A 20,100-nucleotide genomic window follows, 5' to 3' on the forward strand; every position below is an offset into this window, starting at 1 on the left:
GGGCCACGCGAGTGGCTCTGGTTCCACCTCCCTCCGTCACTGGCGGGTGTCGGCTGACGACGGTGTCCGGGCTGGCCCGCCGTCAGCCTCTTGGCTTGCACCGCGGCCGGGCGACCACGGTCGACGAAACAATTGCAGTTCGTCGATGGAAGCGCTCCCATCGGCGATGCAGCGACTGTAACGCCCGTCACGGGTTTGTGAAAGCCCCAAAACGAGATCGAAACATCGATCGGGCCCTACCTGCGGTGTTGTCGTGGGAGCGCTTCCATGGCAGACTGTCGAATCGACGCAGCGGAGCCAGCTCGCGTGAGCGTGGGTCGCCGAGGGCATCCGGATCTCCGGACGGCGCCCGAGGAACGGCCGCCGGTGCCGCCCCAGGGGCGGCAGACCGGCGCAGTTCCCCACCGACCACCTTCCCGGGCGCCTCCGTCCCCCCGCGTTTCCTGCTCGCGTGGAGGCGCCTCGCCGGCGGCCCCGTCAGGCTCCGGCCCTCCTCCGAGGAGACACCGCGCACATGAGACTCTGGGCAAGACGTCGCCGGACGGCGATGGTCGCCGCCACCGCGCTGGCCATCGGCGGGGTGACCCTGCCGGCCGGCGCCGCGCAGGCCGCCCCCGCCTGCGACGTGGTCTACGCGACCAACGACTGGAACACCGGTTTCACCGCCAACGTCACCGTCAAGAACCTCGGCGACGCGCTCACCGGCTGGACGCTCAAGTTCTCCTTCCCGAACAGCTCCCAGCGCGTCACCCAGGGCTGGTCGGCGAAGTGGAGCCAGACCGGCAGCGAGGTCACCGCGACCAACGAGTCGTGGAACGGCAGCCTCGGCACCGGCGCGTCGACCACCATCGGGTTCAACGGCGCGTACTCGGGCAGCAACCCGAAGCCCACCGCCTTCACCCTCAACGGGGTCGCCTGCAACGGCACCCCGGCCAACCAGCCGCCGACGGTGTCGCTGGGGCTGCCGACCGGGCCGTTCGAGGCGCCGGCCGACGTGCCGCTCACCGCCACCGCCAGCGACCCGGACGGGACGATCGCCAAGGTCCAGTTCTACCGCAACGGCCTGCTGGTCAACACCGACACCACCGCCCCGTACGGCTACACCCTGGAGGACCTGCCGGCCGGCAGCTACACCGTGCAGGCCAAGGCGTACGACAACGCCAACGGCGTCGCGGTTGCGGAGAGGACGTTCACCGTCAACCCCGCCTCCGGTCCGGTGCTGGTGGCCACCCCGTCGGCGGTCAGCGTGACCGAGGGCGGCACCGGCACGGTCAACCTGAAGCTGAGCGCGGCGCCCAGCGCCAACGTGCCGGTGACCCTCACCCGCACCGGCGACACCGACGTCACCGTCACCCCGGCGACGGTCACGCTGACGCCGACCAACTGGAACACCGGGGTGACGGCCACCGTCGCCGCGGCCGAGGATGCGGACACCCTGGGCGGCACCGCCACCGTCACGGCTTCGGCCAGCGGCTTCGCGCCACTGGCGATCGCCGTCACGGAGATCGACAACGACACCCCGGGCGGGGACAACGCCTACCTCAAGCGGTTCCTCGACCAGTACGGCAAGATCAAGAACTCCGGGTACTTCAGCCCGGAGGGCGTGCCGTACCACTCGGTGGAGACGCTGATCGTCGAGGCGCCCGACCACGGCCACGAGACCACCTCGGAGGCGTTCAGCTTCTGGCTCTGGCTGGAGGCGCAGTACGGCCGGGTCACCCAGAACTGGGCCCCGTTCAACAACGCCTGGACGGTGATGGAAAAATACATAATTCCGAATCATTCGGACCAGCCCACCGCCGGCGCGGCGGGCACCGCCCAGTACGCCGCCGAGTACAACCTGCCCAGCCAGTACCCGTCGCAGTTGCAGCCCTCCGTTCCGGTCGGCCAAGACCCGCTCCGCTCGGAACTGCAGAGCACCTACGGCACCGGTGACATCTACGGCATGCACTGGCTGCTGGACGTCGACAACACCTACGGCTTCGGCCGCTGCGGTGACGGCACCACCCGGCCGGCGTACATCAACACCTTCCAGCGGGGCACGCAGGAATCGGTGTGGGAGACAGTGCCGCAGCCCTCCTGCGACACCTTCGCCCACGGCGGCCAGTACGGCTACCTCGACCTGTTCGTCAAGGAGGGCAGCGCCCCCGCGAAGCAGTGGAAGTACACCAACGCCCCGGACGCCGACGCCCGCGCCGTGCAGGCCGCGTACTGGGCGCTGACCTGGGCCAAGGCCCAGGGCAGGGAGGCCGACGTGGCGGCCACCGTGGCGAAGGCCGCCAAGATGGGTGACTACCTGCGCTACGCCATGTTCGACAAGTACTTCAAGAAGATCGGCAACTGCGTCGGGGCCAGCACCTGCCCGGCCGGCAGTGGCCGGGACTCGGCGCACTACCTGATGTCCTGGTACTACGCCTGGGGCGGCGCGTACGACCCCAGCCAGAACTGGTCCTGGCGGATCGGCTCCAGCCACAACCACTTCGGCTACCAGAACCCGCTCGCGGCCTGGGCGCTGACCAACGTGCCGGAGCTGAAGCCCAAGTCGCCGACCGCGGTCGCCGACTGGCAGAAGAGCTTCGACCGGCAGTTGGAGTTCTACACCTGGCTCCAGTCCGCCGAGGGCGGCATCGCCGGTGGCGCGACCAACAGTTGGGACGGCAGCTACGCCCAGCCGCCGGCCGGCACCGCCACCTTCTACGGCATGTACTACGACGTCGACCCGGTCTACAACGACCCGCCGTCCAACCAGTGGTTCGGCATGCAGGCCTGGTCGATGCAGCGGATCGCCGAGCTGTACCTGCAGACCGGCAACGCCAGGGCCAAGGCGCTGCTGGACAAGTGGGTGCCGTGGGCGATCGCCAACACCACGGTGGGCACCAACTGGTCGATCCCGTCGGACATGAAGTGGACCGGCCAGCCCGACAACTGGGACCCGGCCAACCCGCAGGCGAACACCAACCTGCACGTCGAGGTGACGGTGAAGGGCCAGGACGTCGGCGTCGCCGCCGCCTACGCCCGCACCCTGATCGCGTACGCGGCGAAGTCGGGCAACGTGTCGGCGAAGAACACCGCCAAGGGGCTGCTGGACGCCCTCTCCGCGGCCAGCGACGCCAAGGGCGTCTCCACCACCGAGAAGCGCGGCGACTACCGGCGCTTCGACGACGTCTACACCGCCGCCGACGGACAGGGCCTCTACGTTCCGCCCGGCTGGACCGGGAAGATGCCCAACGGCGACGCCATCGCCGCGGGTAAGAGCTTCCTGGACATCCGGTCGTTCTACAAGAACGACCCCGACTGGCCGAAGGTGCAGGCCTACCTCAACGGTGGCGCCGAGCCGACCTTCAACTACCACCGGTTCTGGGCCCAGGCCGACGTGGCCATGGCGTACGCCGACTACGGCAACCTGTTCCCGAACGGGTGAGGTGACCTTCCCGGGTGGGTGGCGCGGCGCCACCCACCCGGGGGCCGACCGGGCCCGGGGGAGCGGACCGCCCGGTCGGCGGGCGGCCTGACTCCCACGGTCGGGCCGGGGGTGGGTCGACCGTCCGGTCGACGCAGCGGACGGTCGGCCCACCCCACCGCCCGCAGCCGTGTGCGTCGGGGAAAAGCCGCGAAAAAAGAGGGCGTCGTGGGATCACACGACGCCGCGCGACGGAGTACCGTGTTTCTCGGAGAGGCCGCTCCCCCCGTGGCGGCCTCTCCCTTAATTTTCCCCGGGTTCAGCTGCCGTCCGGGGTGACCGGGTGCCGCAGCCCCGGGTGGCCGGCCGGCAGCGACCGCCGGATCAGCATCCAGCTCACCGTCAGCGCCGCCGCCACCAGCGGCCAGGTCAGCGCCGCCCGGGCCACCGTCAGCGCGACCACCTGACCGCCGAGGTACAGCGGCAGGAACACCGCCACCCGCAACGCGTACGTCGCCGCCCAGACCCAGCTGCCCCGCGAGTACGCCCGCAGCAGCGCCCGGTCCCGCCGCCACCGGCCCCGCTGCCGCAGCGCCACCCCGACCACCACTCCCAGCAGCGGCCAGCGCACCACGATGCTGACCACCCAGACCAGCGCGCTGGCCGCGTTGGAGAAGAGCTGCACCAGGAAGAAGTCGGCCGCCCGTCCGGTGTAGAGCGCGATCAACGCGGCGACGCAGACGGCGAGCAGCCCGACCAGCACCGACCTCGGCCGGTCGCCCCGGCGCAGCCGCCACCCGGCCACCGTCGTGCCGGCCAGCACGGCCGCCGCCACCCCGCCGGCGATGGACCGTCCGGTCAGCAGCCAGCCGAGGGTGAACGCCACCGGTGGCAGGGTCGCGTCCACCGCACCGCGCCGCCCGCCCAGCAGGTCCGCCAGCGACTCCGGCTGCTCCGCGACCGCCGGCTCCCGTTCCGCCGTACCGCCCACCGTCACCTCCCGTGGTCCGGCCCCAACCTAGCCGGGACGCTCCGGTGGCCCGCCGAGCGACCTGCCGGACATGCCGCTACGGTGTGCGGGTGCGCGCGACGGCAAGGGGTTGGACCGCGGTCTGGTTGGTCGTACTGGCTCTGCTCCAGGCGGCCGCTCTCGTGGTGCTGTGGCGCTTCGCCGTGCACACCGGGACCGGCCAGTGGCTGGACACGGTCGCGTTGACCGGCAACCAGATCGGCCAGGATCGCATCGACGGGCCGGTCAGCCGCATCCTCAACGCGATGTCGGTGGTGTCGCTGCTCGCCGCCACGGCGGTGATCGGCTTCATCGCGCTGATCCGTGGCCGCAAGGGGCTCGCCGTCGCGGCCACCCTGCTGATCGCCGGCGCGAACGTCAGCACGCAACTGCTCAAACACATCCTCGACCGGCCGGCGCTGGGCATCGACCCGGAACGCGACGCCGCCGGCAACAGCCTGCCCAGCGGGCACACCACCATCGCCGCCTCGGTGGCGCTGGCGCTGGTCCTGGTGCTGCCGCCCAAGGTGCGCCCGCTCGGGGCGTTCCTCGGCGTCGCGTACGCCGCCAGCGCCGGCGTGGCCACCCTCTCCGCCGGCTGGCACCGGCCCAGCGACGCCGTGGCCGCGTTCCTCGTGGTCGGCGTCTGGGCCGCGCTGGCCGGGCTGCTCCTGCTGGCCTTCCAGCGGGAGCAGGCGCAGGTCTGGGGCGAGGAGGCGCACCGGGTCGGCGCGGCCCTGCTGGGGCTGGGCGGCCTGGCGGCCGTCGTCGCCAGCGGGCTGGCCCTGTCCTGGCTGCTCGACCAGCAGCAGGTGCCGGTCGACGAGCTGAGCCGCCGTCCGCTCTTCATCGGGTACGCGGGCAGCGCCGCCGGCATCGCCGGCACGATGGCCGTGGTGGCCGCGCTGGTGCTGCTCCCGATGCACCGCCTGGTGCCCCGCTACAAGGGCTGATCAGCGCCGGTACGTCCCGACCATGGTGCCGCTGGCCAGCTCCCGGCCGGCCAGTGCCGCGTGCACGTCGGCGGCCTGCGGGGCGTCGGCCAGGTCGACCGGGCGTTCCAGGGCGTACAGCCGGAAGAAGTAGCGGTGCGCCTCTTCGCCCTGCGGCGGGTGCGGTCCACCCCACCCGGTGGTGCCGAAGCCGTTGGGCCACTCCCGGCCGCCCTCGGGGACCATGCCCTCGCCGACCCCGCCGGAGGTCGGGGAGATCCCGGTGACCAGCCAGTGCAGGAACGGGCTCCGCCCGGCGTCCGGGTCCTCGACCAGCAGCAGCAGCTCGGTCGCGGACTCCGGTACGTCGGACCACTCCAACGGCGGTGAGGCGTTCCCGCCGTCTCGCGAGAACCGCCCCGGCAACTGGTCGTGGTCGTTGAACGCGGTGCTGCGCAGCATGATGCCGGCCATCTGTCGCCCGCCCCCTCTCGTCGGCCCGGCGCGTACCCGCGACCGGCCGGCCGAAACCGACGTGGCAGGGTACGAGCGCGAGGACGGCGGGGGAGGATCGGCCCGGTGGAGACGGTACGGACGGCGTTCCGGGACGAGTGCGTTCGGCTCGACGGGGTGCTGCGCACCCTGACCGAGGCGGACCTGGACCGCCCGACCCCCTGCCCACCCTGGGCCGTCCGCGACCTCGTCGCCCACGTCAGCACCGGCGCCGGCCGTCTGGTCGACATGCTCGCCGCGCCGGCCCCGCCCCGGGCGGAGGTGGACGCCGCGGGCTACTTCGGCGCGGCGAAGTTCACCCCGGAGGTCGACGCCGCGCGGGTCGACAGCGCCCGCCGGGAGGCCCGCCGACCGGCCGACGTGGCGGCGACGGCCGAGGCCTTCACCGCCGCCTGGCGGGGCACCGACTCCGCCGTCGCGGCGCAGCCCGCCGACCGGGTGGTCCGCACCCGGCACGGCGACGCGATGACCCTGTCCGACTTCCTGGTCACCCGGGTGGTGGAGGTCGGCGTGCACGGCCTCGACCTGGCCCGGGCGCTGGACCGGCGGCCGTGGCTGACCCCGACCGCCGCCCGGGTGGTCGCCGACCTGCTCACCGGCGGCCGGCCCGTCCCGGCGCGGCTGGGCTGGGACCCGCTCACCGTGATCCGCAAGACCACCGGGCGGCTGCCGCTCACCGAGGCCGAGCGCGCCGAGATCGCGACGGCGGATTTCCGCTGGCTCTCCTTCGCCGGCTGACGTGCCCGGCTCGGCCCGACGCCGGTAAACCGTCCGCCGGCCCTTTGGGTCGCCGGTGGCCGGTAACCGTCCGCCGGCCCTTTGGGTCGCCGATGGCCGGTAAACCGTCCGCCGCCCTTTGGGTCGCCGGTGGCCGGTAACCGTCCGCCGGCCGTTTGGGTTCGCCGGCCGCGCAGCAGGCTCGCGCCCGCCGTGCTGGCGGCCGGTCCGCCGTAGCTCGGGTCAGTCGCCGGTCCGGGGCGCGGGGACCGCGGCGACCGTGCGGCGCAGATGCGCCAGGACGATCGGGTCGATGTGCCCCGACACCAGCCGTTCCTCGAGGTTCTCCCAGCCCGCCCAGGAAGCGAGCGCCTCCTCCAGCGCGGGCCCGGCGACCGTCGCGGGCGCCCCGGCGCCCACCGGGTGGACGGCGGCCGTCAGCCCGGCACCGCCGACCGGGTGGCCGGCGGCGGCCAGCAGACCGGCCACCTCGTCGGCGAGCGGGCCGGCCAGCTCCAGCAGGGTGGCCGGGTCGGGCTTCCCGAAGAGCATGGTGTGGATGTCGAGCAGCCGGTGCAGCTCCCCGACCGGGTCGAGGTGGTCGTCCACCCGCAGGTCGACCAGGTTGTCACCGGTGCCCGCGTACCCACCGCCGCGCTCGACCACCAGCAGGGCCGCGCTCTGGCGACCGCGCCGGTCGCCCCCGGCCTGCTCACCGGCGCGCAGGGCGGCGAGCAGGCGCTGCGGGAACGGCAGCGCCTCCCCGGCCAGCCAGCCGTCGCGCACCGCCTCGACGACCTGCGGGCCGGCCAGGATGTTGCCCTGGGCCGCCCAGCCGTCACCGGCCAGGCCACCGGCCCAGCCGCCGCAGCGCGGCCCGGTCCAGGTGGCGCCGGGGCCGGTGGCGCCGACCACACCGAGCTGCCGGTCGTCCCGGCCCGGATCGGCGGCGACCAGTTGGGCGATCACGTCGGCGGCGGGGACGCCCGCGCGCAGCAGCGCCAGCCCGCTCGGCCGGTAGGAGAGGTTGGCGTGGGCCTGGCTGGCCACCGCGCCCACCTCGGCCTCGGCCCCCGGCACCAGAGCGCCGGCGGCGAGGAACCTGCTGGCCACGGCGACGCCGTGCAGGCGGCCGTCGGCGGACCGGGCGACGAGGGAGAAGGTCACCGGTGAAGGTTAGCGCCGCCGTGGGGCACCCGGGAGCCCCCGAGTGCGGGCGGCGGTCGGCGGCCCCGGCCGGGGTGACCGACGCCACCGACCGGGGCTGGCCGGCCCGGCCGACGGCGGAGCCTGCCGAGCCTCCGGTCCCGGCCCCGGCAGGACCGGCCGACGGCGGGACATTTTCGTCCGTCTCTGCTCGGGCCCGGGACCGGGGCGGGCGCCGCCCGGCCCGGAACCGGGGCGGGCGCCGCCCGACGATCCCCGACCCTTGTCCGCGGCCGGGCGAGCGGGCACGATCGACCGGATGACGAACCGATGGGGCATGACGGTGCCGCTGGGCGGCGTCCCGCTCGCCGACCACGCCGCGGTCTACGCGGCCCTCGACCGGGCCGGGTTCACCGACGTCTGGTCGTCGGAGGTCAACGGCGCCGACGCGTTCACCCCGCTCGCGCTCGCCGCCGCCTGGCAGCCGCGGCTGCGCCTCGGCACCGCGATCGCTCCGGTCTTCACCCGAGGGCCCGGGCTGCTGGCGATGAGCGCCGCCGCGCTCGCCGAGGCCGCTCCGGGGCGCTTCGCGCTGGGCATCGGCGCCTCCTCGCCGGTGCTCGTCGACGACTGGAACGCGATTCCGTTCACCGAGCCGTTCCGGCGTACCCGGGACGTGCTGCGCTTCCTCCAGGCGGCGCTGCGCGGGGAGACGGTGGACGGGGCGTTCGACACCTTCGCCGTACGCCGGTTCACCCTCGAACGCCCACCGGCGGTGCCGCCGCCGGTGCTGCTGGCCGCGCTGCGCCCCGGGATGCTCCGGCTGGCCGCCGCGGAGGCCGACGGGGTGATCCTCAACTGGCTCGCCGCCGACGACGTGCCGAAGGCCCTCGCCGAGCTGGGCGGGCGCGGCCCCGGCTTCGAGGTGGTCGCCCGGATCTTCGTCTGCCCCACCGAGGACGCCGGCTACGCCCGCACCCTCGGCCGGCGGCTGATCACCAGCTACCTGACCGTGCCGGCGTACGCCGAGTTCCACCGCTGGCTGGGCCGGGAGAGCGCATTAGGCCCGATGTGGACGGCCTGGGCCGCCGGGGACCGGCGGGGCGCCGGGGCGGCGGTGCCCGACGAGGTGGTCGACGCGCTGGTGCTGCACGGTTCGCCCGAGCGGTGCCGCGCGCAGGTGCGCCGCTACGCCGAGGCGGGGGTGGACGTGCCGGTGCTCGCGCTGCTGCCCACCCCGGAGCTGACGTCCGCCGGCGCCGCGGCGCTGGGCGACCTGATCGCCCGGCTCGGGCCGGCGGGGGAGGAGCGGGCGTGAACCTGACCGACCGGGTTGCGGTGATCACCGGCGCGGCCGGCGGCATCGGGTCGGCGCTGGCGCGCCGGTTCGCCGCCGAGGGCGCGGCGGCGCTGGTGCTGGCCGACCTGGATGCCACCGCCACCGGCGCGGTGGCCGAGAGCGTCGGCCCGGTCGCCCGGGCCGTCGCCGTGGACGTCACCGACGAGGACCAGGTCCGCGAGCTGGTCGCCGACACCGAGCGACGGTACGGCCGGATCGACCTGTTCTGCGCCAACGCGGGCGTGGCCACCGGCGGGGGCGTGGACGCGGCCGACGCGGAGTGGGACCGGTCCTGGCGGGTCAACGTGCTGTCCCACGTGTACGCCGCCCGCGCGGTGCTGCCGGCGATGCTGGCCCGGGGCGAGGGCTACCTGCTGAACACCTGCTCGGCGGCCGGGGTGCTGACCGCGGTGGGCGACGCCCCGTACACCGCCACCAAGCACGCGGCGGTCGGGTTCGCCGAGTGGTTGGCGATCACCTACCGCGACCAGGGCGTCCGGGTCAGCGCGCTCTGCCCGCAGGGGGTGGACACGCCGATGCTCGCCGACGGGCTGGCCGCCGGCCACCTCGGCGCCCGCGTGATCGCGGCCTCCGGCGCGGTGCTCACCCCCGATCAGGTGGCCGACGCGGCCATCGCCGGGCTGGCCGAGGACCGCTTCCTGATCCTGCCGCACCCCGAGGTCGCCGCGTACGCCCTGCGCCGCGCCCAGGACCCCGACGGCTGGCAGGCCGGCCTTCGCAAACTCGTCCGCCGCCTCCGCGCCTGACCGCTCCCGCCTCCCACCCCCTCCCGTTGCTCCCGCCCGCTCGGCCCGGTGATCAAGAATTTGCGTCTCAGCGGGCCGGTTTCCTGACGCAAACCTCTTGATCATCGTGGCCCGGCCGGGCCGGGCCGGGCCTGGCTTGGCTTGGCCCTTGTGGGTGGGGGCGCTGGGTGGGGTCAGGGGCGCCAGCGGAGGGGGCCGGGGTGGACCGACCAGAGCAGGCGGCGCCAGCGGGGGCGGGCGGCGCGCAGGGCCGCCACGTACTGCTCGGCGAGTGCCGACGCGCGGTCGGCGTGTGCCGGGGTGGCGCTACCGGGTGCGAAGGCGACCTGGTTGAGCAGGACGGCCAACTCGTCCACGTCCGGTCCGTCCACCATGGTCGGTGCGGTGGCGACGGCCGGGCCGTACCCGGCGTGGTCGGTCTCGCCGGTCGGGGGAGCGGTCGGGTCGCCGGTCGGGGGAGTGGTCCGGTCGGTGGTCGTGGTGGCGCGGGCGTCGGCCAGCGCCCGCCGGGCGTGCCGGGCCACCTCCGTGGCCGCCAGGTCGCCGCCGACCGGCCGGCCCGTCAGGCGCAGCGCGTCGGTGACCTCCCGCCAGGCGCCGGCGATCCGCTCGCCGGGGTCACCCCGTTCGCGGCGGGCCCGCGCCTGCGCCCGGCGCATCCCGGCCAGCGTGGCCAGCGCCGCCCCGAGAAGCAGCAGCAGGCCGGCGACCGCCACGGCGACCAGCACCGGCGTCGACAGACCCCGGTCACCTCCGGGACGGTCCGCGGCGGCCACCGCCGGCGGCGTCGCGGTCGGCTCCACGGTTGGCTCGGGCACCTCCGACGGGGGCGGGTCGTCCGGCGTCGGCCGGAAGTCCTCCTCCACCGGGCGGGGCTCGGTGTCCGGACGGGGCAGCGGGTCGAACGGCACCCAGCCGACGCCCGAGAAGAGCACCTCCGGCCAGGCGAACGCGTCCGCGGCCCGGACCGGACCGTCGCCGCGCGACTCGAAACCCACCACCACCCGGGTCGGCAGACCGGTCAGCCGGCCCAGCACCGCGAACGCCGCCGCGAACTGCTCCGACGTGCCGCGCTGCCCGCCGCCCCCGCGCGGTCCGAAGAGGAAGAAGTTCAAGTTCGGGTACGCGTGCCCGCTCGGCGCGTCCGCCACCACCCGGTAGTGCTCGGCGAGGAACTGCTCGATCGCGGCGGCCCGCGCGTACGGGGCGCCGTTGTCCTCGGCGAGCTGGCCGGCGAGCTTGCGCAGGGGCTCCGGCGTCCCGTCGGCGACCCGTAGCACCCGCGCCACCTCCGCTCCGGCCGGCACGTCGGCGGTGGCGAGCAGGTTCGCGTCCGGCCGCTCCCGCGCCGAGGTGACCGTGTACCGCAGTCCCGGGCTCAGCCCCTCCGGGCGGATCAGCGTCCCGGTCGCCGGGTCGTACGCCACCCGCGCCCCGGTGACCTCGCGCGGAGTGGCCACCGCCGGCAGCAGCCGTCCGGTCAGGTCGGCCACGGTGATCTCCTGCCGGACGGTCTCCACCGGCCCGACGCCGGGTGCCGTGGCGGGCAGGATCCGCCCCGCGTTGCGGTAGGTCGCGCCGACCCGCCAGGTCACCCCGTCGTAGTCGCTGAGCACCGCCAGCCGGATCCGGCTCTCGGTCCCCGCCGGCGCCCGCGTCGTCACGTCCAGCAGCTTCTGCTCCGGGTTGAGCGCCCAGCCGGAGATCCGAATCAGCGGGTTCTCGTCCAGCGACTCCACCCGCGGCGGCTCCACGTACCGGCGCGGGTCGACCGGCCGGTCGTCGACCCGGGCGGCCAGCAGCGGCCCGAGCAGGGCGGCCAGGCCCACCACCACCGCGAGGCCGATCGCGGTGCCCGCCATCAGCCGGGCCCGCACGGCCGCCCGGACCGCCGGGGCCAGCCCGGCCGTCGGGTCGGCCGTCCCCGGCGCGCCCCGCCGGTCGGACGCGGCCAGCCCCAGCGCGACCGCGCCGGCGAAGGCCACCGACGGCCAGGTGGCCGGGTCGGCGTTCGGCCCCACCACGTAGAGCGCGCCGGCGTAGAGCAGCGCCGGCGGCAGGAAGCCGAGCAGGGTCCGGCCGGCGCGCAGCGCCACCTCCGCGCCGGTCAGCCCGGCCAGCCAGGCCGCCACCAGCGGCACCAGCACGGTGTCCGGCGCGGGCTCGACCGGGATCATCGCGGTGAGCAGCCGGGGGATGCCGTTGCGGGCCGCGTCGGCGACGATCGGCCCGAAGCCGCCCGGCAGGTCGGCGTGCCGGGCGGCCAGGTGCAGCGAGAACGCCGTCCAGCCCGCCATCGCGGCCACCGACACCGGCGCCACCAGCCATGACGGCAACCGCCGGGCAGCCACGCTGACCAGCACCGAGCCGACCGCCGCGCCGAGCATCAGCCGGGTCAGCAGGTCGTCCGCGTACACCCGACCGAGCACCACGCCGGCCAGCGCGGTCAGCACGACCAGCGTCACCGGCACCGGCACCGCCCGCAGCCCCCGCCGTACCGTCGCGCCCCGACCGTCGCCCGGCGGCGCCGCCGGACCGGGCGCGGCCGGGCGGGCCTGCGTCGTCACCACCGGCGGACCCCGTCCCACTCGGCGGCGAACCCGGCGCCGTCGGCCACGTCCAGCACCACCAGGCCCGCCGCGGCGGCCGGCGTCGGCCCGTCCGCGCCGAGGACCGCCACCACCACCGACGGGTACGCCCCGCGCAGCGCGCCCACCTGCCCCAGGTCACCCCGGCCGCCCGGCCCGGTGAGGAAGACCAGCGTGTCGCCGGCCCGGTCCTGCCGCAGCCGGCTCGCCGAGGTGCGCAACGTGTCGGCATCGCCGTCGGTCAGCTCCACGGCGGCCAGCCGGTCCAGCGGCGGCTCGCCGGCCCGGTCCTCCCCGGGCGCCACCAGCAGCAGCGCCACCGGCAGGTCCTCCCGGACGGCGGCGGTGACCACCGAGGCGGCCGCCTCGCAGGCGGACTCGAAGGACTCGGCCACCCCGCCCACCCGCTGCGGATGGGCGCCGGCCCGGTTGTCCAGCAGCACCACGATCCGGGGCAGGCTGGTGTCCACGTTCTCCCGCACCATCAGCTCGCCGACCCGGGCGCTGGTGCGCCAGTGCACCCGACGCAGCTCGTCGCCGACCACGTATTCGCGCAGCGAGTCGAAGGTGATCGACCCGTGCGGCACGCTGTCCGACCGGCCGTCGAGGCTGCGCCCCGCGCCGGTGGGCACCGCGGTCAGCGGGTGGATCCGCGGGTGCACCCAGACCGGCACCGTGCCCCCGTACGGGCGGGAGAGCGCCACCAGCCCCAGCGGGTCGCGCCGGGTCACCCGCAGCGGACCGACCGGCACCACACCCCGGCGTCGCGTCGGCACCTCGTACCGGACGGTGGTGTCCCGCCCGGGACGCAGCCGCAGCACCGGCACGGGCACCGTCGCCGCGCCGCACCGGTCCTCGGCCAGCAGGTTCGCCGCCCGCAGCCGCCCGGCGTTGCGCACCATGACCGTCATGTGGGCCGGCTCGCCCCGGGCCACCCGGTCCGGGTCGGCGCTGCGGGAGACCTCCAGGCGGGGCCGCCGGGCCGCGGTCACCACGGCGTAGCCGACCGCCACCGCGGCCGCCGCGCCGAGCAGCGCCAACTCCGGGTACGCGAAGCGGAAGCCGACGCCGAGCAGCAGCACGGCGGCGACGAGCAGCCCGACGCCCCGGGCGGTGATCCCCATCGGCGTACGGCCGTCAGCCGTGCGCCGGGGCCGGCTGGCCCGACGGCAGCGGCACCGGCACCGACGCGATCGCCTGGCGCAGCACCTCGGCGGGGGTCACCCCGCGCACCTGCGCGTCCGGGGTGAGCAGCAGTCGGTGCGCGAAGACCGGCTCGGCGAGGGTCTTCAAATCCTCCGGCATGATCCAGCCCCGGCCGTCGATCAGCGCGTACGCGCACGCCGCGCGGGTCAACGCGATCACGCCCCGGGGGCTGACCCCGACCCGTACCTGCGGATGGTTGCGGGTCGCGGCGGCCAGCCGGACCGCGTACGCGTAGAGCGGCTCGGCGATGTGCACCCGGCGGGCCATCCGGACCATCTCCCCGACGGTGGCGGTGTCCGTGACCGCGCTGAGCGAGTCGGGGGAGCGGACCGTCGCGCCGCGCAACACCTCCACCTCCACCGCCTCGTCCGGGTACCCGACCGACAGCTTCACCAGGAAGCGGTCCAGCTGCGCCTCCGGCAACCGGTAGGTGCCGTCCATCTCGACCGGGTTCTGCGTGGCCACCACCAGGAAGGGCTGCGGCACCGGATGCCGGACGCCGTCCACGGTGACGGTGCGCTCCTCCATCACCTCCAGCAGCGCCGACTGGGTCTTCGGCGAGGCACGGTTGATCTCGTCGGCGATGACGATGTTGGCGAAGACCGGCCCCGGGTGGAACTCGAAGCCCCGGGTGGCCTGGTTGAAGATGGTCACCCCGGAGACGTCCGAGGGGAGCAGGTCCGGGGTGAACTGGATGCGGCGCCACTCACCCTTGACCGTCGCGGTGATCGCCCGGGCCAGGGTGGTCTTGCCGACGCCGGGCACGTCCTCCAGGAGGACGTGCCCCTGCGCGAACAGCGCGGTCAGCGCCAGCCGTACCACCTGCGGCTTGCCCAGCACGACCGCGTTGACGTTCTCCGCCAGCCGGGCGGCGAGAGCGGCGAAGCCCTGCACCTCCGGGTGGGTGAGCGGTTCCTGGGGGCTGTTCACGGTGGTGGTGCTCCTCGACTGGCTGGTACGGCGTCAGCAGGTGGGCAGGACGTTGATGTCGTCGCCGCCCTCGAGATTGAGCCACGCCCACGGGATGTAGTTGCGCCCGGAGTACTCGACCTGCACCCACCACGTGCTGCGCTTGTTGTGGTTGTAGATGTAGGCGTAGACCTCTTCGCCCGACTTCTTGCAGTACGCCTTGAGCCGGGTGCCGGGCTTGGCCCAACCGACCTGCCTGTTGTTGTCCTGCCGGGGCACGGAGAAGACCTCATTGCCGTTGCGGCCGGCCACGTCGTTGTCGCAGTAGCTCGCCTCCGGCCCGGACGCGCCGTTGTTGCAGGTGGCGACGCCGTACAGCGGGTCGGTGGTCTGCGCCCGGGTCGCGGTGCCCTTGCCGGCGGCGTTGCTCGCCGTGACCGTGAACGTGTACGCCGTCCCCGGCGTCAGGCCGGGCATCGTGATGCTGGAACAGGGACCCGGCTTCGCCGTCTCGCCGGCGGTGCTCAACGAGCAGGTGGCCTGCCCGCCGCCCGCGTCGACGGTGAAGGTGACGGTGGCCGCGGTGGCGGTCGCCGACGAGCCGGTCACCGTCACCCGGGGCGCCGCGACCGTCCGCGCGGTGGTGGTGGCCTCCGGGCCGGGGCCGGCCTCGTTGACCGCCTTCACCTTCACCGTCACGCTCTGCCCGTCGTCCAGCCCGCGCACCGTGGTCTGCGTGTCGGTCACCTCGCTGACCCTGCCCCCGACGTCGACCAGGTACTTCGTCACCAGGCGGCCGTTGTCGAGCGCCGGCGACCACTGCACGGCGACGGTGCCCCGCTGGTCGGCGACCGTGGTGGCCCGCAACTCGGCCGGCTGCCCCGGCGGGGCGAACGGCACCACCGTGTTGCTCACCGGTGAGGCCGCCGAGCCGGCGCCCTTGTCGTTGACGGACACCACGGTGAAGGCGTACTGGGTGCCGTACTCCAGCTCACCGGCCGGCACCACCAGCTCCGTCTTCGCCGACTCGCCGGCCGGGGCGTTCGTGCCGGCCGAGGTCGCGGTCACCGCGTACCTGGCGATGGTGTTGCCCTGCCCGTTCGCGGCCGGCCACTTCACCAGCACGGTGCCGTCCGGCCGGGCCTCGGCGGTCACGCCGGCCGGCGGGTCCGGCACGGCTGCCGTCGGCGTGACCGGGTTGCTCCGCCGAGCCGGGCCGTCGCCCTTGGCGTTCACCGCGTGCACCGCGAACGTGTAGGACTCGCCGTTGGTCAGGCCGGTGATCTCCACCGCCCGCTGGTTGGCGCCCACCTCGTGCTTCTGGCCGCCGCCCTCCACCACGTACCTGGTGATCTCGGCGCCGTTCGCGGCCGCCGGCTTCCAGCTCACCCGGGCCCGCGCGTTGCCGGCGGACGCGGTGACGCTGCGCGGCGCGCTCGGCTTGCCCACCTTCGGCTTCTTCGGCGGAGGCGGCGGCGGGGGAACCGGCGGCGGGTCGCCGCCGAGCACGTCGTTGGCGTACTTGTTGACCTCGCGCACCTGGTGCTTGTCGTCGACCACCCGGGCGGTCGACGAGTCGGGCGCGTTGATGAACAGGCGGTTCTCCCGCACGTCCAGCTCCAGCGGGCCGGTCATCCCCTTGCCCCGGATGGTGTCGACCAGCTGGCCGGCGCCGTCGAACGCGTAGACCGTCCCACTGGCCTCGTCGGCGCAGTAGAACCGGCCGGCCCAGGCCACCGCCGCGTTGAGCCGGTCACCGCTGCCCGGCACGGTGAACTGGCGTACCTCGCTGCCGTCGGCCACCACGTGCACCCGCCGCTCGCCGCCCACGGTGACCGGCACGGCCGGGCCGCTGGTCCGGGCCGGCAGCGTGCCCGCGGACGACATGGCCAGCGGGGTGCGCACCGTCTCGCCGGCGCGGACAGTGACCAGCGACGCCGAGGTGCGGTCCAGCACCGCCACGCCGTCGTCCAGCGTGGACACCACCAGCTCGTGGCTCGGCTCCGCCACCGTGTAGGTCTCGACCTGCTTCGGGCTGAGGCCGCCGCCGTCGGTCGGGGCGGAGGGCAGCTCCGCCGCGGTGACCGCCGAGACGGTCCCCTCGCTGGGGATCGCGATCCAGAGCCGGCCCTTGCCGTCGAACGCGCCGCCGGTGATGCCCGGCGGGTACCGCACCGGCTCACCCACCGGGGTGAGCCGGTGCGGATCCAGCTGCCGGACGATGCCCTGCACGGCGTCCACGACGAACGCCGCGTCCTCGTGCAGCACGACGTTCACCCCGAGGCCCGGGGTGGTCCGGGTGGTCGCGGTGATCTGGAGGGTGGCCAGGTCCAGCGAGCTGACCTGGCCGGTGTTCAGGTCGCGCAGGATCAGCAGCCGATCGGTCTGGGTGACCTGCATCGGGTGCCGCCGCGCGCCGGGGACCTCCATCCGGGTGTCGACCCGCGCGGTGACGCCGTTGACCCGGGCCATCTCGCTGCGCGCCGCGCTCCACAACCAGCTGCTCGCGTCGTAGTTGGCCACCGCGTTGTCGGCGGCGCCCAGCCCGAGCACCGTCAGCCCCATCGCCGCCAGCAGCGCGCCCACCATGCCGATGGTGACCAGCCCGCCGCGCATCCGGGAGCGGCGTGGCGGTGCGGCGGTGTCGGTCACGGTGCTCCGCCCCGCGTCGTCGATGGTGGCCACGTCCGGCTGCCTCCCCGTCTGGCTGTCCAGGTGGCGCGCCGTGTCCCCGGCGACCCTCCCCTGAGCCGTGGGACATCATATGGGCCGCGCCGGCACCGGGGAACCCGCTGGGTCCCCCTATGGACACCCAGCGTGTCCGCCGTGGACGGTCAGCCCGCCGGCGTCCGCCGCTCCCGGTCCGTGCAGACCTGTCCCGACGTGGCAAAGGCGTCCGTGGAGTACACCGCCAGCACCGTGAAGCAGTAGTCCACCGTGGAGCTGAGCCCGTTCACGGTGTAGGCCGTCTGTCCCGGGTCGACAGTGGCCATCACGCCGAGCGCCTTACCGGCGCGCCCGCCGGCGACCATGAACGGCACCCCGCCACCCGCCGGGTCGGACCAGGTGATCGTGACGCTCGTCCCGTCGTCGCGGAGCTTCAGGCCGGTGGGCGGCGCGCCGGTCGCCTTCGCCGCCCCCGGTGTGCCCCCGGTCGGCGCCGGCGGCACGCCCGGCTCGTCGCGGTCCAGCGCCACCGCGCCGACCGCCCCCGCGACCCCCAGCACCACGACGCCCGCCACGACGGCCAGCACCACGCGACCCCGCCCGCGCCGCTCCGGCGGCGCCTCGACCGGGTACGCCGGCGGTGGCTGGTACACCGGCGGATACGTCGTCTCCTGGCGCGGCTGCTCGATTGGGGCGTCGGTCTCCTCCGCCACCACGCGCGGCGGCATGTCGTACGCGACCAGTGGCTCGTCGACGAGTTCCAGCGGCCCGTCCGTGTCGGCCTGGATGCTGGCGTCGTCGTCCGCCCGCTCGTCGCGGACCGGGGAGGTGGTCAGCGGCTGCGGCGGCGCGGCGCTGCTCCACGGGGGCGCGGTCAGCCCCCACGGTGGCGTACTGACCGGCGGGGCGCTCATTGGATGGTGTGGTGCCGGCGGCCTGCTGGCCACGGGCGGCATCGGCGGCCGGTGCGCCTGGTGGGCCGGCGGGGTGCTCACGGGGTGATGCGGTGCCGGCGGGGTGCTGACCGGGTAGGTGGGTGCGGGCGGGGCGCTGGCCACGGGGGGCGCGCTGAGGTGGTGTGTCGGCGGGGCAACCGGACGGTGCGGTGGTCGCGGGGCGTTGATCGGGTGCGGGGGTGCCGGGACCGGCGGCGCGCTGATTGGCGGCACGGGTGCCGGCGGGACCGGCGGGACCGGCGGTGCAGGCGGCGGCGTGGCCGGTGCGGGTGGTGCGCTGATCGGCGGGGTGGCGCTGAACGGTGGCGTGCTGACCGGCGGGATGGCGGCCGCGCTGATCGGCCGCACGGGGACCGGGGGAGCGCTGACCTGGTGCGCGGTGGCCGGGGGAGCGCTGACCTGGTTTGCGGTGGCCGGGAAAGCGGTGGCCGGTGGTGCGCTGACGACCGGCGGTGCGGGTACCGGGCGGGCGGTCGTGGGCGCCCGGGGCGCCGGTGGTGCGCTCACCGGCGGCGCGCTGACGGGCTGGGATGTCCCGGCGTGAGGCGGCGCGCTGACCGGGCCGGTAGTGCCCGGGCCTGCGCTGACAGGGCCGGCGCTGACCGGCGGGGCGCTGACGGGCGGCGTGCTGACCGGGGCGTTCGTCGGTCGGGTCGTCGCCCGCGGCGTCGCCGCCTCGCGCTGAGCCTCCTCGCGTAGGAGCGGATCTATCTGCTGGACCTGGATGGTCGGCCGGTCCCAGCCGTGCGCCTTTGGAACCGCCGGTTGCGGGACCTCCGCGGCGGGCGGCTCGGCCGACCTGTCGGGCGGCGTGACCGGCGAAGCATGCGACGCGGTGGCGCCGGTGGTCACCGGACCCGGCGTACCTGCGGTGGTCACCGGACTCGGCATGGTGCCTCCGGTGGTCACCGGCGTACCCGTGGCGGGCCGGTGGTGCGGCGGAGGCGGAAGTGGCGCCGGCGCCGCGTCGGCCGGCGGCGCCGGAACCGTCCTGCTCGGCACCTGGGGTGCAGGTGGCATGACCTCGGATGCGGTCACCGGTCCAGGCGGTACCTCTGCCCGCTGAGGGACCGGGGGCGGTGGCACCGCCGCAGCCGGCGCCGGGCGCGGAGCCGGCGGCGTGGCGGCGGGCCCAGGCGTCGGCGGCAGGCTCGAGGTGGCGTCGGGTCCGGACGGCGAATCTGCCGGCGCGGTCGCCTGGTGCGGCGTGCTCGGTGGCACGGCCGGTGCCCGCAGGTGCGGCGGCGCCCACGGTGACGTGGTGGGGAAGGTGGCATCGACGTGCGCGGGTGGCCCGGGTCGGGGTGGATCGGGTACCACGGGCGGCTGCGGGGTCGGCCGGGCGGGCGGATGCGGCGCGGGCGGGGCCGACCGGGGCGCCGGCACCTGGGGCGCCGGCGGCACGGAGACCTGGCGGTGCGGCGCGGGCGGAAGCTGCGAGGCCGCGACGGGTGGCGCCGGCGCGGGTGGCGCCGGCGAGGGCGGCACCTGCCGTGCGGGTGGGGCCTGCGGTGGTGCAGAGACCTGTTGAGCCAGGGGTGGCGCCTGGGGTGCCGGCGGCACGGGCCGCTGCGGCGGCACCGGCGCCGTGGGTTGCTGCCGCACCGGCGGTACGGCAGGCCTCTGCTGTGGCATACCGGTCGTGGGTGCGGAGAACGCGCCGCCCGTGCTCGGCGCGGTGCTCGGCGGTCCGGCCTGCCGAACGGCGGGCGGCCCGGGGTGCTGGAGCGGAACCGGCCCGGGCTGCCGAACGGGACCGGGCTGCGGGGCCGGCCAGGGCGGGGCGACGGGCGCGGGCTGCGTCGCCGGCGGCCCGCCGCCGAGGTACTGCCGGGCCGCCCGTACCGCGGGATGGTGTTCACCGAGCACGGCGGGCCCGGCGGTGGCCACCCGGGTGTAGTTGCGGCGGGCCTCATGCCGATTGCCGAGCTCCTCGGCCACCGAACCCAGG

The 20,100-nt window shown here is 75.4% G+C and carries 14 protein-coding genes; 6 read left to right on the top strand and 8 right to left on the bottom strand.

The features are described 5' to 3' along the window. Nucleotides 1-514: 514 nt before the first annotated feature. Nucleotides 515-3,421, top strand: coding sequence for a glycoside hydrolase family 48 protein (locus GA0074696_RS13140; protein ID WP_088961381.1), 2,907 nt, complete (start codon nt 515-517; stop codon nt 3,419-3,421). A gap of 298 nt (nt 3,422-3,719) precedes the next feature. Here GA0074696_RS13140 and GA0074696_RS13145 read toward each other — a convergent pair whose 3' ends face one another. Further along, nucleotides 3,720-4,391 (bottom strand): DUF3159 domain-containing protein, encoded by a 672-nt coding sequence (locus tag GA0074696_RS13145; protein ID WP_088961382.1) that lies wholly within the window; start codon nt 4,389-4,391, stop codon nt 3,720-3,722. An 83-nt stretch (nt 4,392-4,474) separates the two neighbouring features. Between GA0074696_RS13145 and GA0074696_RS13150 the strand changes: the two genes are divergently transcribed. After that, on the top strand, nt 4,475-5,362 hold the full coding sequence (locus GA0074696_RS13150; RefSeq protein WP_172894272.1) for a phosphatase PAP2 family protein: 888 nt from the start codon (nt 4,475-4,477) through the stop codon (nt 5,360-5,362). On the opposite strand, the gene GA0074696_RS13155 is transcribed toward GA0074696_RS13150, so the two are convergent. Further along, on the bottom strand, nt 5,363-5,815 hold the full coding sequence (locus tag GA0074696_RS13155; protein ID WP_088961383.1) for a YbhB/YbcL family Raf kinase inhibitor-like protein: 453 nt from the start codon (nt 5,813-5,815) through the stop codon (nt 5,363-5,365). A gap of 96 nt (nt 5,816-5,911) precedes the next feature. On the opposite strand from GA0074696_RS13155, the gene GA0074696_RS13160 reads away from it, so the two are divergent. After that, nucleotides 5,912-6,592 carry a maleylpyruvate isomerase N-terminal domain-containing protein gene (locus GA0074696_RS13160; protein ID WP_088964535.1) on the top strand — a complete coding sequence of 227 codons (681 nt, stop codon included), beginning with the start codon at nt 5,912-5,914 and terminating at the stop codon, nt 6,590-6,592. 222 nt (nt 6,593-6,814) lie between these two features. Here GA0074696_RS13160 and GA0074696_RS13165 read toward each other — a convergent pair whose 3' ends face one another. After that, nucleotides 6,815-7,738, bottom strand: a complete 924-nt coding sequence (locus GA0074696_RS13165) for a DUF1028 domain-containing protein (protein ID WP_088961384.1) — start codon at nt 7,736-7,738, stop codon at nt 6,815-6,817. Between the two features lie 316 nt (nt 7,739-8,054). Between GA0074696_RS13165 and GA0074696_RS13170 the strand changes: the two genes are divergently transcribed. Further along, nucleotides 8,055-9,035, top strand: coding sequence for an LLM class F420-dependent oxidoreductase (locus tag GA0074696_RS13170; protein WP_088961385.1), 981 nt, complete (start codon nt 8,055-8,057; stop codon nt 9,033-9,035). Further along, a complete protein-coding gene (locus tag GA0074696_RS13175; protein WP_088961386.1) occupies nt 9,032-9,823 on the top strand; it encodes an SDR family oxidoreductase in 792 nt (263 codons plus the stop codon). Before GA0074696_RS13170 ends, GA0074696_RS13175 begins: the two co-directional genes overlap by 4 nt. Nucleotides 9,824-9,996: 173 nt before the next feature. Here the strand turns inward: GA0074696_RS13175 and GA0074696_RS13180 are convergent, their stop codons facing one another. The 5 genes from GA0074696_RS13180 to GA0074696_RS32555 form a co-directional block, all read right to left on the bottom strand. Continuing rightward, nucleotides 9,997-12,411: a transglutaminaseTgpA domain-containing protein gene (locus GA0074696_RS13180; protein ID WP_407940580.1), complete on the bottom strand. Its 2,415-nt coding sequence runs from the start codon at nt 12,409-12,411 to the stop codon at nt 9,997-9,999. Beyond that, nucleotides 12,387-13,535 carry a DUF58 domain-containing protein gene (locus tag GA0074696_RS13185; RefSeq protein WP_088961387.1) on the bottom strand — a complete coding sequence of 383 codons (1,149 nt, stop codon included), beginning with the start codon at nt 13,533-13,535 and terminating at the stop codon, nt 12,387-12,389. The genes GA0074696_RS13180 and GA0074696_RS13185 overlap by 25 nt, the downstream gene beginning before the upstream one ends. A gap of 13 nt (nt 13,536-13,548) precedes the next feature. Then, on the bottom strand, nt 13,549-14,547 hold the full coding sequence (locus tag GA0074696_RS13190; protein WP_088961388.1) for an AAA family ATPase: 999 nt from the start codon (nt 14,545-14,547) through the stop codon (nt 13,549-13,551). Between the two features lie 33 nt (nt 14,548-14,580). Then, entirely contained in the window at nt 14,581-17,142 is a 2,562-nt protein-coding gene (locus GA0074696_RS13195; RefSeq protein ID WP_088964537.1) for a fibronectin type III domain-containing protein, read from the bottom strand. Between the two features lie 218 nt (nt 17,143-17,360). After that, nucleotides 17,361-18,107 (bottom strand): fibronectin type III domain-containing protein, encoded by a 747-nt coding sequence (locus tag GA0074696_RS32555; protein ID WP_231925434.1) that lies wholly within the window; start codon nt 18,105-18,107, stop codon nt 17,361-17,363. A 298-nt stretch (nt 18,108-18,405) separates the two neighbouring features. Here GA0074696_RS32555 and GA0074696_RS31175 point away from each other — a divergent pair, with 298 nt between their 5' ends. Beyond that, nucleotides 18,406-18,693 (top strand): hypothetical protein, encoded by a 288-nt coding sequence (locus GA0074696_RS31175; protein ID WP_172894105.1) that lies wholly within the window; start codon nt 18,406-18,408, stop codon nt 18,691-18,693. Nucleotides 18,694-20,100 lie beyond the last annotated feature (1,407 nt).

Origin of the sequence: Micromonospora purpureochromogenes, from assembly GCF_900091515.1 — a bacterium.
GTDB lineage: Bacteria > Actinomycetota > Actinomycetes > Mycobacteriales > Micromonosporaceae > Micromonospora > Micromonospora purpureochromogenes.

What these genes read in the sequence shown, in the direction of transcription:
- GA0074696_RS13140 (WP_088961381.1), top strand. Translation starts at nt 515, where the DNA reads ATGAGACTCTGGGCAAGACGTCGCCGGACGGCGATGGTCGCCGCCACC.
- GA0074696_RS13155 (WP_088961383.1), bottom strand. Translation starts at nt 5,815, where the DNA reads ATGGCCGGCATCATGCTGCGCAGCACCGCGTTCAACGACCACGACCAG.
- GA0074696_RS13170 (WP_088961385.1), top strand. Translation starts at nt 8,055, where the DNA reads ATGACGGTGCCGCTGGGCGGCGTCCCGCTCGCCGACCACGCCGCGGTC.
- GA0074696_RS13185 (WP_088961387.1), bottom strand. Translation starts at nt 13,535, where the DNA reads ATGGGGATCACCGCCCGGGGCGTCGGGCTGCTCGTCGCCGCCGTGCTG.
- GA0074696_RS13195 (WP_088964537.1), bottom strand. Translation starts at nt 17,142, where the DNA reads ATGCGCGGCGGGCTGGTCACCATCGGCATGGTGGGCGCGCTGCTGGCG.
- GA0074696_RS32555 (WP_231925434.1), bottom strand. Translation starts at nt 18,107, where the DNA reads ATGAGCGCCCCGCCGGTCAGTACGCCACCGTGGGGGCTGACCGCGCCC.